The organism is Kosmotoga olearia TBF 19.5.1 (assembly GCF_000023325.1).
Taxonomy (GTDB): Bacteria; Thermotogota; Thermotogae; order Petrotogales; family Kosmotogaceae; genus Kosmotoga; species Kosmotoga olearia.
On sequence record NC_012785.1, the window covers coordinates 1,429,383 to 1,443,392 of the forward strand.

A 14,010-nucleotide genomic window follows, 5' to 3' on the forward strand; every position below is an offset into this window, starting at 1 on the left:
ACGCTTGCGATAAAAAACACGAGAGTCAGAGAGGGCCGCTACGCGGCGGAAGTACTGAGCAGCGCTCAGGAGGCTCACGACGTTGACGCTCACGAGGTTGAGGCTTGCGGACGCTGATGAAAGCCGAGAAACCGAGAGTCCAAGACGCTTGCGGGGCTATGCGCTGCTTCGCAGCGGCTATGCGCAACTTCGTTGCGGCTAAGTATCTTTTAGAGAGCAATGACGAGATCCTGAATCGAGTTCAGAATGATAATCAAAAAACAGGGCACAGCATGCTGTGCCCTGTTTTTTATGTCAGCGACGTTGAAAATGGGGACTGTCCCATTGTGGACTGTCCCCATTTTCACCTTTTCTTCTGTTGTTGAAAAGTATAGTTATTTGACTTTGATTACACCTCGATATTGGTATCTTAGTCCGTCGAACCAGTATGGTTGAATCCTTCCATCAAGGTATTTGAGTTTTTCAAGTGGGATATCATGTATTACTACGTCGTAAGTGCCGTCAATGTAAACATCATAGCCATCTGGCGGGAGTTCGTTGTCGAATTTCACGTTGACGATTTCAACAGGTGCCCATTCGGGTTTTTCTTTGTCCTCGAGTTGCTCGTATTGTTCCTGTAATGGTTGGGGTAGGTCTACGTTTTGAATGTATATTCCATCCTGCCTGCAATTTTTTATCTCAGAGTCTGCGATAAGAGCACCGCTGTTAGAAATCAAAATCCCTATGTAGGGTTCTCCGTTCTCTACGTCTCCGGAAACAACAATATTTTTTAAGAGGATGAAGACAGATTTTCCGATGACTATGGCAAAGTTCCTGGCATTTAGTTTTCCATTGTTGATTACCGCGCTGCTTACTTTTTCCAATTCTAATGCGATGTCACCTGTAGAGATTTCGATATTTTCTAAGCTACATGGTATGTCTAATGCGTTCTTAAGCTTTATGGCGGTACCCCTTATTCTGTCTGTGGCTTTAAAGTTAACGATTTCGAGACTTTCGGTGGGTTGGTTTATGATGACACCGTTTTCGGCGTTTATGATTTCTATATCGCGTAGTGCGACTTTACGAGGTTTTTCAAGATATATGGCGGTTCTCAGGTCTTTGAATTTGACGTTCTTCAACGTTAAATCGCTTCCAGCCGCCATGGAAATTGGTACGACGCCATGCTCAAAAGCGGCATTTTCAATGGTTACATTGCTGCCAAGTCCGTATAGCCTAACGGTTTCCCCATTGAAGTATATGTTACTGGCTTTGAACGTACTTCCGGGGAGAAGCAGCACTTCGCCTGTTGAAAGGTTTTCGAATTTAAGTCCGTCTGTTGTTCCTGCAATTTCCAGAGAACCCCTTACTTCAATCGAAGCTCCGTCTTGAATCAGGATTTCCCCGTTTCCTCGGATTTTAATTGAACCGGTTGGTAGGATCTGAACGAAGCCTGTGAAAAGAATTGGCATGGCATTGGAATCATAAACGAATTCTTTGTCGAATTTACCTGTAACAATCGTTGCACCCTTAAAGAGAGGGATATCCTTTTTGGTGAATTTAGTTTCGAAGTCTTTTCCGGTAACTATGACCTCAACGTTTATCAAGAGAGTGGAGTCGTCTGTATATTCGAATGGGGAATCAAAATCAACTTTCAATGTTGGTAAGGGTTCCCCTTCTTTAAGTGGTATGGGTTCCACAGTTCTTATATCTTGATAGTATCTTGTATTTGTAATCTTTCTCTTTATAACATAACGGATCTCAGGATCAGGGAGCTGGACAAATTCGACACGGAAGTTGCCATCTTCGGTTGTTTGGAAAGCTCTGAAATTCTTTAATTCCTTCAGCGTGACTTCTGTCTCGGTTGCAAGAATGGTTGGAGATTTGACGCCAGCAACGTTCAACTGGTAACTCAGTTGCATTTTTCCAAAGTAGACACCTTCGACCTTTTCCTCAACCCTCAGTTCTTCTGCAAGAGGATATTCAAAGATGAAAGATCCTTTTGGACTGTCGAGGTAAACGGTTAAGGTGGCATTGGGTGAAACAAAGTGAGTTTTGATCTGTACGTTAACAGGTTCGTAGTCTTTCTGATTTATGGAGAATTCAATCTTTTTAAACAGTTCTTCGAAATCGACGATACTCACTTTCTGTACGTTCACCTGAGAAACATTGCCAGCGAAGTCCTCGGCTAGCAGGGAAACTTCGAGAATTCCATCGAATCCTTCTATATTTTCGGGAACAGGTATCGTAATAACAGATGGTGTTTCAGTAAAAACCTCCAATTCAACCTCATGAATGAGTTCATCGGTTACTTTTACATAACCTGTGATTTTGGAAACGTCTGAGGAAAGGGGACCAAGAATAAGCGTGATCACACCTTTTCCCAGCTTAACATCCACTACTTCGGGTTCATTAGGTGGAATCGTATCAACGATAAAACTGGTTGTGGCTATGAGGCTTTCTCCATAAATACCAACAGCTTTTAATTCAACTTCATGTAGGCCTTCATCGAGACCAACAAATTTTACGAATCCACTGGTAGGTTCTAGTTGGGTTTTTTCACTGTTGTCCAGTTTCATACTCAGGGTCTCAACATTCTTAGCTATGTAAGGGATAGTTACTTCGGTGGCTGTGGAGTATTTTGAAATTGTTTTAATTTCCAACCTGGGCTTACCACGAACCGTGATTTCCTGTGTTTTTCCGAAGACAACTCCAAAGTAGCACGGTGAGATACTCAAAATAGAATCTTCTGCCGGTATTTCAATGACCATTTCCGTGGTGGTTGTTACTTCGGTGATATCAGCTATTTTAACTTTGTAAGAAATGTTGGCAGCATCAAAATCTTCGAAGGTGCTGCTCCACGATACTTTTAGTTTTTCCCCTTTAAGTTTTTCCACGATAGGTTTGGTTATTGAAATTACAGGCAAGGAATAGTTCATGAGATAAGGGAGTCCGTTATTCCAATCAAATACGGCTTCCTGTTTCAAAAGTTCGACTTTCCCGTAGCTCAAAGTGATGGAATGTTTTCCTTGAGAGACGCTCTTGAAAACAACTGTATTGTCTTCTCCAGGAGAGAGTTCCATATCATCCAGACTAACCTTTACCATATCCCTGGAGAGTCCCTGTGGAATTTTCAGCATAATTCTTACTTCAACCGGGTATTTTGGTACATCAATGGTGACAACTTTGGAAACGTCTATGCTGACTGGACCGTATTCAAACTCTGCGATCAGCTGGTATGAGACGTTCTTTCCTTGAAAATCGGCTACCTTATCTACAAATGGGCGATTTTCACGGGAAATCGTTATGCCATTTCTTTCAAGGGAAATCCCTCTGATGTTGTACGGTCCTTTATCAAGGCTCCAGTGCAGGGTTACCTCAGGAGCTTCTTCAGATAATTTGTATGTAAATTCGGATATCTTTGGTTCAGGGAAGGTGTATGTTAATTCTTTCATCCCTTTCTCAAAGTCTTTTCTTTGAAGAACTACTCCCTCAAGAGTGGAAAATTTTATTGTATCCTTTCCCTTTACACGTATGGATGCGCTGGGTGAGTTCTTGCTGAGTTGAATCTCTTCTATCGAAGAGCTAACTTTAATAGTTGGGTTTCCCTTAGCGGCATTGGGAAAAATGACGCTGACGTTTATAGTGATGGGTTTAATTGCTAAGAAGTAAATAAGGACTATAACTACCGCAATGAGTCCGATAAATAGCATGATCTTAGAACTTCGTTTCATTTTTTCACCTCCTTTAAGAAAAGTAGCCCGCCTTTGTGGGCGGGCCACTTTGGAGACGAATCACATTATTCGGCGTATATTCTTATAAAGTGGTCAGGTATGTTTTCGTCATCTTCGTGTTTTTCGAGGAGAACAATGTAATTCCCTGAAAGCTTGGAATAAGGAATTTCAATTCCATTGACTGTAACGCTGGTAAGGATAAGCTCTTTCAAACCTTTATTGATAACGGTACCTGTATCAGAACCAACTATTGTGGCGTAGATGTTGCCCTTCACCATTTCTTTTTCTGGAATGATCTCGGTCAGGAATTCGAAGAAGAATACTTTGTCTTTTTCATAGAATTTAGCTGATACGAGTCTTCCAAGCATTTTGTAGCTTATCTCAGCATTTTCAATGGAGATAACTGGAACGGGGACTTCAGGATTGTTCGTGAATTCGGCTTTTGCTGCGAAGACAGCATCTTCGGGAACACCCGCTTCGTCGAATACTTCGAGGAATCCTTTGAGCATGTTTATTACTTCAACTATTTTGACATCTGGTGACATGAGCTGTTCGCCAAAGGTTCCGACAAATTCTCTGAGTTTGCCAAGAGTCATTGGTTCCTGGGAGTAAAGAATTCTCGCAGCGACTGGATAGAAAACACTCTTAGCGCCTACAAAAGTGGCTTTGTCCATAGCTACCTTTGTAACCATCTTGATTTCTTCAACGTAAGTAAATCTGACGAGTTCTTTCGGGTATACCTTATTGACTTTGTTTTCTATTACATCGCCATTTACGGTGTAAATCTTCATGGTGAACTCTGGAATCTTGGATATGTCTATGTCTTTGTCAAGTTTGTCTGAGTAAACGGTGTAATCATCTTTGACACGGTTAACAACATCAGCTACAACTCTCTTTGTGATCTCTTCGCTTCTTGATTCATCCGGGAGTGCGAGATAGTGTTCGGCAAATTCATTTCCTTCGGCTACAAAAGCGGGTTTGGGGTCGTTTTTGAAATCATAACTGAAAATCGATTCATTGAGAAGGATGTAAACCTTTCCGCTTTCAGTCTTAACAAGAGTGAAGGATTTGAGTTCAGCGAGTTTCTTCTCGAACTCTTCTTTCATTGTTTCGAAGTTCTCGATGTTCTTGTGTTTTTCTTCCCACATTTTAAGGAGATCGTCAGCTGTATAGGCCTTTACTTCAACTACGACGTCTTTTGGAAGTTTAAGATCGCAGAATACCAGCTGACCATCGTATTTTGCTTTGTAATTGACAACGTTCTGGAATTCCCTGACAGGAACGAGAAGGCCAAGGTCCTCAGCTTTCTTCACATCGGCAAGAGCGATTCTGGCAAAGAGTGCGAAGGCTTCGTCTCTTGCAACATAGTCTTCGTAAGTTCTGCCGAAGAAATCAGCGGATTTGTAGAGTTCTTTATCTGCAAGTAAAGGAATAGCTTTACCCTTGTTGTTTTTATCTTCAACGAGGAAATAATTCTCAAATACGTAAATGTAAGCAGCATCCTCGGCGCTTGTTGTGAGGCTTCTGCTGTAAAGGGTCTTGAGTTTGTTGATTTTATCCTTGAGGTATTTGTATTCTGGATGCTTGATAACAAAAGCATCAACGAGATATTTAATGAGTTCTACTCTTTTAACATTTTTATCGAGATCTGTTATTGAAATACCTGCTTTCTTGAGCTCTTCCAGATAACCCCAGATTCTGGTTGTATCGAAAGTACCATTTTTGTAGCCAGCAGCTTCATATTTTGTCTTAATGCTGGGGTCATATGGAGCATTGATCGGGTAGTCGATAGCATCCAATTCAAGACCAAGATATTTAACAAGGATAGCAGCGATTTCGCCCTTGGTAACAGGATCAGTGAATTTGATAGTATTGAACGCTTGACTATTTGTCCAGATTTCATACTCTGTAAAATTGATTACAGGGTCCAGGTTGTGGTAAATGAGAAGTCTTATCAGATCAGCCCTACCAACTGGTTCTACGTTGGCTAATTGATCTTCAATGTTATACCAGAGCACGGGCTGAATGGGAACATTAACTGCAGCAACAATAACAGCTAACATAAGTAAGAGAGCTAACATAAGTTTCTTCATACATTTTCCCCCCTCTTTTGGATTTATGGATTATTTTGTGAGTAAACTTCTGATATTCACATTTCAGGCCAATTATACACCAAAAAACTATTCAAATGCAATGACGAAATACACAAAATCAAAAATTTATTACCACCAAGGAACCGTTGGTTGAATTGAATTTGAAATCTTCAAACAATAAAATCGCGACCTGTGAATCGTTGAAAATTAAGTCTATCGGGTATCCTTTTAAGTCTAAAGACTGAATCGTACTACCGTTAAGGTTTTTTAATTCTAATTCTCCGCTGATAGCGTTTAATACGAAAAGATTATCATTTATTCTGACACATTTTATTGGTCCCCGTCCTTCCACCGGATAGGATTCCATCGTGAGTTTTTTAATATTAAGCTGGTAAATTCGATCTTCGCCCGTTGAGGATATCCATACAATGTCACCTGAGATTACCGGGAAATTAGGGTATTTTCCAACGTTGAAGGTTTTAATCTTTCTGAATGTTTTTGTTGATATGATGTCTACGGTGGAGCTGAGATAATTCACCACACCAAGGTAATCATTTACGATGAACATATAAGACGGCCTTTTTCCGAGCTTCAATGTTTTTACGAGTTGTCCTTTTTTGTCGATGACGTAGAGACCGTGTTCGGTGTCATATTCGTTGGTGAGGAGGTTGTAATTGTAAAAGAGTGATACGAAGAAGTATTTGTCTTTAGCTACCATAGACAGAGCTGTTACGGGTAATTTCAGCGTTTTTACGGTTTTTCCTTTTTTTATGTCAACCATGAGAAATTTGTTATCGTAAGAAAGCACACCCAGTGTGTTTTCTAAAAATACACCTGTGATTAGCCGTTCGCCTGTAGATATGCGCTGCTTTATTTTCCATTCTCCGGGTTTTCCAGAGATGTCGATTATGATAATGCGGCCGCTATGAAAACCAAAGCAATACAGAGATTTGTTGTGATATATGATATCCTGGATTTTGTCTCTTTTTAGGTCGTCTATGTAGCGTATTGGTTCGAATTTTTCGTTCAGGACAAGAATTTCAGAGTCTCCCTTTACAAGAACAAGAAAATATTTTCCCGTTCTGTTTTCTACCTCCAATAATTTCATGGGAGCTGTTCCGATCGGGTAACGTTGAGTAACCTTTAATCCCAGAATAATGGGAGAGAGCATCAATAAAAAGGCAAAGAGAACAAAGATCGATTTTCTCATGGTTTTTTCACCAGGTATACCAGTAGTTTTTCTTTGAAAGTACCTGCCAATTTTAGGTCGGGTGTGTAAATGTCCAACCTTCTTCCGATCACCGAGCTTCCGGTGTCCTCAACAATGAAAAAGCCTTTGTTTGGTGCGTTGGCGAAGAACGGTATGTATATTATGGAACCGAGCGGAAGAATGTTTGGATCAGCGGCAACTGTACGATAAGCTTTTGCAAAGCTTCCGGTAGCTGTCATTTTGAAAGCCGGCGACGTTGGATTTCTGCCGTCATCCCATTCGGAATACATTGTGGCATCGAATTCACCAAGGTTTTTGAATATTAACTCAATGGGATTTATCGGGATGTCTTCTCTCCAGAATTCAAAGTGGAAGTTTCCGGGGCCTTCGGAGACAATTCCTATCTCCTGGCCTATCTTCACATGATCTCCCTTTGAAACATTTCTTTTTTTCAGGCGTGCGTAAACCGACTTTAATCCGTTGCCATGTTCTATAATCACCGTTTCACCGTAGAGTTCGTTAATTTTTCCAGCCATAAGGACTCGCCCCGGCAGAATAGCAGTAACCACGGTGTTTTCCGGAATGGTCAGATCTATTCCTGGATTGGCGTATCCCTTTTTATAACTGCCGAAAGGTGATTCAATTGCGTCCACAAGAATGGTGAAATCTCCCTCGAGGCCAAAGTGTGAGAGGAGTTTTTCACCTTCAAGAAGATTTTCCAGAGAAAGCGGAATCTTTATTTCATCTCCTACATGAATGATATTATTCTCTTTTATTTCCGGATTTGCGGCTTTGAGTTCCTCAACAGATAAATTATATGTCCTCGCAATATCCCAGAGCGTGTCCCCGGGCTTTACTATATAAACAATCTCCTTTGAAGGTTCACTATCTATATATTGCTGCTGGCCGATTCTGCTTCTTATGTCTGCCATTTCGGCCATGAAAAGTTCTAAGCTGACAACAGAGGTGGCTGTATTACTTTCTTGCTGTGAAAGCTGCTGAATTCTTTCCATGATATCTTTGTAAACAGTATTTTGTGTCTCTTCGAGGTTGGAAAGTCTATCTTTGATCTCCTTAATCTCTCTCTCATAAAACAAAGCTTGAATGGAACGATTTATAATCGAATCGAATTTTTTGTAGATATCTTTAATAACCATGGTTGTTTGCGTAGAATCACTTCCGGTGTTTTCTATCAGAAAACGTAGTTCTGCGAGTTCTTTTTGAATTTCTTGCAACTCGGTTGTACTGCCTATGCTTCCCAGACCTGACATGTACTGAAGCTGTTCGTTCAAGTTCTGAAGTTCTTTTTCAATGTTTGCGAGGCGTTTTTGCTCGTTTTCGATATTGTCCAGTTTCTTTTCAATGTAGGTCATTTCATCTACAAAATCACTTCTGGTGACCCACCAGAAGGAACAACCTGAAAGAAGGAAACTGATTATCAATAGAGCAAAGGGAAAAATAAGCATTCTTCGTATTTTCTTCATATCACACCCCCGGAATTTCAACTTCTTCGAGGGAGAGGATTTCAAAGATAATTCCTCTCTTTTCGAAATAATCCTGGAGTAAGGAAAGCCCTGAAGAGATATACTCATAATCACCGATTACTTCAATCACGAGTGGTGATATTCTGGTCGGTTTACCGTTGATAATCAACGAGGGCCCCACACATCGAATATAGCTAAAAGGAGTAATCCTCATCCCGTTGATAGCAATCTCGGTCAGGTTTAGAGCGTAAAGTTCATTGAGAACAGAAAGTATATCTTTATCGTGGAGTATTTCGCTTCCTCTTATTCCTGATTCGATTCTTATTCGTACACCCCTACCACTAGTTTTCTCGAAACGATTGTTTATACCAGGAGTATTTATTTTATTATAAATTTCTGTCATCTGATTATGCAGGAGCACCATCCCGATTAATATCAGAAGTTCTAAAATTACAAGAAGATAAAGAAAAATATTCCTCGGACTTTTCACAATTCAGCACCCAAATAGAAAAATAACGGCGGCAAAACGCCGCCGCGTTTCATTTAACCTTATCTTTCAGTTCTTTTCCAGGAATGAACTTTGGAACTTTGCCTCCGGGAATTTTAATCGGTTCCTTGGTTCTTGGATTTACTCCCTTCCTTGGTTTTCTTTTGACAACAGAGAACGTACCAAACCCGACGAGTCTCACAACTTCTCCACCTGCGAGTTTTTCCTCAATTATGTCTATGATTGCGTCGAGGATTTTGCCGGCGTCTTTCTTGGTCATATGGGTTCTCTCTGCAATGGCAGCAACAAGTTCCTTTTTGTTCATATAACCCCCCCTTAATCAGGATTCGCTCATATTCTATCACTTAGAGATTAAAATTCAAAATTAAATAGAGACACGGTTTTGATACGAGAGTCCGAGAATTCGAGAGGGCCGCTACGCGGTGGAAGTGCTGAGCTGCGCTCAGGAGGCTCACGACGTTGACGCTCACGAGGTTGAGGCTTGCAGACGCTGATAAAAGCCGAGAATCCGAGATCCGAGAATCCGAGAGTCCGATGTAGGAGTAAAATAAAGGAGGCAGTCAGGAGGAAGAGAGGAACAGAGAGTCCATTCGCCATGAGAGCGACTGCTTCTCACACTCCCTCTTCCATCCTGGGAGTACTAGAGGATCAATAGTAGGATATCCGGGGAAACCCAGGAACGCTACATCGATTAACCTGTACTCATTGACTGCACAATGTTTTTTGGAGGAATCAGTATGGATGTTGTGGGAATTGACTGGTCGTGGAATTTTCACACCTGCTATTCTATCGAACAGGATAAGGTTTTTAAGATCAAAGATGGTATAGCGGGGTATGAGAAGCTTCTGAAAACGGTATCAAAAGACGCTGTTTTCGTTATTGAGGAGAGTTTCAATCGTCTGGGAGATTTCTTGTTGTCCAGAGGGAAAGAGGTTTATCTCCTGCCACCGAAAAGGTCAAAGGAAGCCAGAGGCTATCATTCGAACGGCGTGAAGACAGATTCAACAGATGCCAGGTGTATCGCCCTTACCTACAAAGAACACCCGGAATATTGTATTAAGGCGACACATGACGAACTGGGTATGCTTTTCAGGGAATTGTTGAGGCATTACAGGTACTATACCGACATGGTTGCAAGACTTAAGAACAAACTTCAAAACGAACTTCATAATTATTTTCCTGAATATGCTAGGGTGATGGGTAGTTCTTGGACAGATTGTGACGGGAAGATATTCCTGCTCACCATATGCCCGGATATAACCATGCTCAGGAAGATATCTGACAAGGAGATAAATAGACATTTCCAAGCGAATCATCTACGCTACACATCCTCATTGAAAAGAAAGGTCAAAGAACTCAGGGAAAAAGCCGTTGATTGGGGCATGTCAAAATACACCAGGGACATGATCGCGAATGTTGCCACACAACTTCTGGAAGCAAAAAGAGAGAAAAAGAAAATAACAAAAGAGATGGAGAAAGAACTACGTAAATCGAAATACAACATAATACTGACGCTCCCGGGTGTTGGAGTAGCTACAGGAGTAGCATTAGTAACAGCATTTCTTACACACGAATTCAAAAATTACAGGGATTTCCAGAAGTATTGTGGAACTATGCCAATAGTATCCCAGAGTGGTAATTTTAGCGTGTGCAGGATGAGGAAAAACTGTGACAAGAAACTCAGAGGCATTCTCCATATGATGGCGATAAACGCGAAGAAATGCGGAGCATGGATGAAAGGCTACTATGACAAGAAGATAAATAAAGAGGGCAAGAAACCATCTCTTGCCCTCAGAGCATTGGCAAACATCCTCGTCAAGATAGCCTTCGCCATGCTAAGAAACCTAAAAGCCTACGATGAGGAACTCTTCCTTTCCTCGCGTGGGAATAGGAGTCCTCGGTTAAATTATACAACAAGAAATAGCATACCGGGGACTAAAAAAATGAAGAAAGAAAAGTTATCCCTGCCTGTCTCTGTTGCTCAAACCAACTGCCATTTGGGAGCAGTTTCAGGTAGTCTGTCTCCTTGACTTGACATAGTAGGTGAGAAAAAACATGACGCTTGCGACAAAAAAACACGAGAATCCGAGATCTGAGAACCGAGAGAGCTGCCTTTGCAGCGGGTAAGCACGCTTCGCGTGGCTACACTACGAAAGCAGGGATTCTCGAATTCTAGGGTCTCGGTTATTGATCGCGTCAGGAATAACGGTCTTTTGTCTGTGGGCTCTTATTTTAAGCAATGTCAACTGCGAAGCAGTTCGAAACAACTCCGAAGGAGTTCGTATCACCGGTGAAGCCGGTCGTAACAATCCCGAAGGGATTCGTATCCGCTGCAAAGCAGCCCTTTCGCTTTTTGATTTTTACGTACAACGCACAACGTACAACCAACAACGGGTTTTATCGCCGCGCAGCGGTTCGCGTCGCTCCATCAGCTGACAGCGTTGCAAGCCTCAGTTGTGCATTGGTTACCGGTTCTCGGATCTCGAACACCGGATCTCGGATTCTCGGTTTTTAAATCATCAATGAAAGAATTATCACCACTATACCGATGAGTTTGAAAGCGCCGATTTCTTCAGACAGGAATATGAAAGCGAGAAGAGTTGCAACCACCGGTTTGAGGTAAAACACTCTGCTTGCTGTTGAGGCTCCAATACGCTTGGCGGCGGCAAAAAATGTAAAGTATGCGATGCCGGTAACACCGATTCCAAGATACAGAAGAATCAGCCAGCTCGAAAGATTTAGGGATGTAATTTTGAACTGGCCGAATAACATAAGGGTCGCTGAATACACAACACCGGAAAAAAAGGAAGAATAGGCGGTTGCTGTCAGCGCCCCGTGTTTTAACACATGAGGTTTAAGCAATAGGGTGTAAAGTGCGAAAGATATGGCGGAACCTATTCCGAAGAGAAAACCAGTAATTGTGTCTCCTTCAAGCATGCCGCTGATAAAAATCAGTATTCCTACAAATCCAAGAAATGTCCCGATGAATTTCCTTTTTGAAGGTTTTTCAGAGCCAAAAAAGGGAGCAAAAATGGTTACAAACAAAGGGTTAGTGGCTATTAATGTAGCCGCGGTAGAGGCGTTTCCAAATTTAACAGATAACTGAAGAAAGGTCATAGATACAATTGTGTTCAATGAACCTATCATTGTGAGTAAAATGATTTCTCTTGGCGGGAGTTTTTTTTCAATGAGGGGCATTAAAAATAATCCTCCAATGAAGAAACGAAAAGCTGTCATAAAGAACGGATCGATTTGTCCCATAAGCGGTTTTGAGACGATTTCCATGCTGGAGAAGAAAAGGAGTGTTATAGCAAGATATAGGGTTGACAAAATAGACACCATCCTGTCTTTTGTAGTCTGCTCTTTAAGTCAAATTATACCTGAATTTTATTGGAGTGTTTTTTTACCTGGTGAACTATTTTTTCTCAAAAGGAAATAAAAATTAGCTAATTTTTGTATAAAAATAGAAGTGTACGAATTTAGTGATATCAAGAAGAATTGCCAGCTGATATTCTGCAGAAAATTGGTAATCTGTATTACTAATAGCCCATAAATACCGGTAGTTGTTATGAGATATTCTGTAATAAAACTATGCGATAGTGGTATACTTTTAATGCCACATTCATTAAAAGGGGGTTTGTTTATGCGAAGGTTTTTGCTTGTCTTTGTTCTTTTGCTTATAGTTTCATTGCTCGTTGCTTCTGGTGTTAAGAACGTTATCTACATGATTGGTGACGGTATGGGAATTAACCATGTCCTTTTGACAAGTTATCTTGAGGGTAGGGAACTTTACATGCTTCAGGCTCCCTACACAGGGTTTGTCCTGACTTTTTCAGCAAACAGCAATGTTCCAGATTCAGCGTCTGCTGGAACAGCGCTAGCATCTGGCTACAAAACCAACAACGGAATGATCGGCATGCTTCCAGACGGAACAGTAATCACCAACATCGCTGAGATCGCGGCTCAGTATGGTATCAAGACAGGAATTGTTGCCACCTGCCGTATAACTCACGCAACTCCAGCTGCTTTCTACGGTCACGTAAGTTCAAGAAGAGATGAAAATACGCTAGCTGAGCAGCTCGTAGACAGTTCTTTGACCGTTGCTTTTGGTGGCGGTTGGAGACATTTTGTCCCAACGGGTGGCAAAAGGAAAGACGGGAAAGATCTTATAGCAATAGCTAAAGCCAATGGTTTCGACTACATCACGACAAAAACAGAGTTGTTGAATTACGATGGTGACAGAGTCCTCGGACTCTTCAGCTACAGTCATCTCAAAGCCGCTTCCGAAAGAACTGGAGAAGAACCAATGCTTCCGGAAATGGTTGAGAAAGCTCTCGAGATACTTTCAAAAGACGATTCTCCATTCTTCCTGATGGTCGAAGGTTCTCAGATTGACTGGGAAGCCCACGGAAACGATGTTTACGGTCTATGGAAAGAAATCGTCGAATTCGACAATGCTGTGAAAGTCGCTCTTGATTTTGCAAAGGAACACCCGAATACACTCATCGTTATTACTGCAGACCATGAAACAGGCGGTCTCGGACTCTCCACAGGCGGATACACAATGAATCTCGAAAAGATAAGGAAGGATTACACAAAAACCGCTGATTGGATAGTTTCTAATTTCGGTGATTCCGATGAGGAACTCAAGGAAGCTGTCAAGACATACTTCAATGTTGAGCTCACCGATGAAGACCTTGCATATTACCATGAAGAAAAAGCCAAATCTTTCAACGGTGCAGGAAATGCTATCGGGAGAATCCTCAGCAACAAAGCCCAGATAGGCTGGACAACACATGACCACACAGGAGGAGCTGTCCCGATATTTGCCTTCGGTCCAGGTGCTGAACTCTTTAGTGGCGTTCATGACAACACCGAGATTCCAAATTTGATTGCTTATCTCCTTGGAATCGGTAAGGTCAGTGATGTTGAGTATGGTATTGAAGATGTCCCGTTGGTTGGTGGACATTGAAAATAATTGAAAGATTTTAGGGATTTAGCGCCC

General features: G+C 41.6%; 10 protein-coding genes. 3 read left to right on the forward strand and 7 right to left on the reverse strand.

Annotation, left to right across the window (positions count from 1 at the left end; translation table 11 throughout):
- Nucleotides 1-374 precede the first annotated feature (374 nt).
- The 6 genes from KOLE_RS06765 to KOLE_RS06790 form a co-directional block, all read right to left on the reverse strand.
- Nucleotides 375-3,710, reverse strand: a complete 3,336-nt coding sequence (locus KOLE_RS06765; protein ID WP_015868694.1) for a hypothetical protein — start codon at nucleotides 3,708-3,710, stop codon at nucleotides 375-377.
- Nucleotides 3,711-3,775: 65 nt separating this feature from the next.
- Complete coding sequence (locus tag KOLE_RS06770) at nucleotides 3,776-5,803, reverse strand: hypothetical protein (protein WP_015868695.1); 2,028 nt, start codon at nucleotides 5,801-5,803, stop codon at nucleotides 3,776-3,778.
- Between the two features lie 118 nt (nucleotides 5,804-5,921).
- Entirely contained in the window at nucleotides 5,922-7,013 is a 1,092-nt protein-coding gene (locus KOLE_RS06775) for a YncE family protein (protein WP_015868696.1), read from the reverse strand.
- Complete coding sequence (locus tag KOLE_RS06780; RefSeq protein WP_015868697.1) at nucleotides 7,010-8,497, reverse strand: peptidoglycan DD-metalloendopeptidase family protein; 1,488 nt, start codon at nucleotides 8,495-8,497, stop codon at nucleotides 7,010-7,012. The genes KOLE_RS06775 and KOLE_RS06780 overlap by 4 nt, the downstream gene beginning before the upstream one ends.
- Nucleotide 8,498: 1 nt before the next feature.
- Nucleotides 8,499-8,900, reverse strand: a complete 402-nt coding sequence (locus KOLE_RS06785; protein WP_237697518.1) for a DUF881 domain-containing protein — start codon at nucleotides 8,898-8,900, stop codon at nucleotides 8,499-8,501.
- Between the two features lie 136 nt (nucleotides 8,901-9,036).
- Entirely contained in the window at nucleotides 9,037-9,309 is a 273-nt protein-coding gene (locus KOLE_RS06790; protein WP_015868699.1) for an HU family DNA-binding protein, read from the reverse strand.
- Nucleotides 9,310-9,742: 433 nt separating this feature from the next.
- On the opposite strand from KOLE_RS06790, the gene KOLE_RS06795 reads away from it, so the two are divergent.
- Nucleotides 9,743-11,035 carry an IS110 family RNA-guided transposase gene (locus tag KOLE_RS06795; RefSeq protein WP_015868700.1) on the forward strand — a complete coding sequence of 431 codons (1,293 nt, stop codon included), beginning with the start codon at nucleotides 9,743-9,745 and terminating at the stop codon, nucleotides 11,033-11,035.
- A 481-nt stretch (nucleotides 11,036-11,516) separates the two neighbouring features.
- Here KOLE_RS06795 and KOLE_RS06800 read toward each other — a convergent pair whose 3' ends face one another.
- On the reverse strand, nucleotides 11,517-12,290 hold the full coding sequence (locus KOLE_RS06800; protein ID WP_337442338.1) for a DMT family transporter: 774 nt from the start codon (nucleotides 12,288-12,290) through the stop codon (nucleotides 11,517-11,519).
- Here KOLE_RS06800 and KOLE_RS11755 point away from each other — a divergent pair.
- Nucleotides 12,193-12,444 (forward strand): hypothetical protein, encoded by a 252-nt coding sequence (locus tag KOLE_RS11755; RefSeq protein WP_237697564.1) that lies wholly within the window; start codon nucleotides 12,193-12,195, stop codon nucleotides 12,442-12,444. The genes KOLE_RS06800 and KOLE_RS11755 overlap by 98 nt on opposite strands.
- A gap of 204 nt (nucleotides 12,445-12,648) precedes the next feature.
- On the forward strand, nucleotides 12,649-13,977 hold the full coding sequence (locus KOLE_RS06805; protein WP_015868702.1) for an alkaline phosphatase: 1,329 nt from the start codon (nucleotides 12,649-12,651) through the stop codon (nucleotides 13,975-13,977).
- The last annotated feature ends 33 nt before the right edge of the window (nucleotides 13,978-14,010 follow it).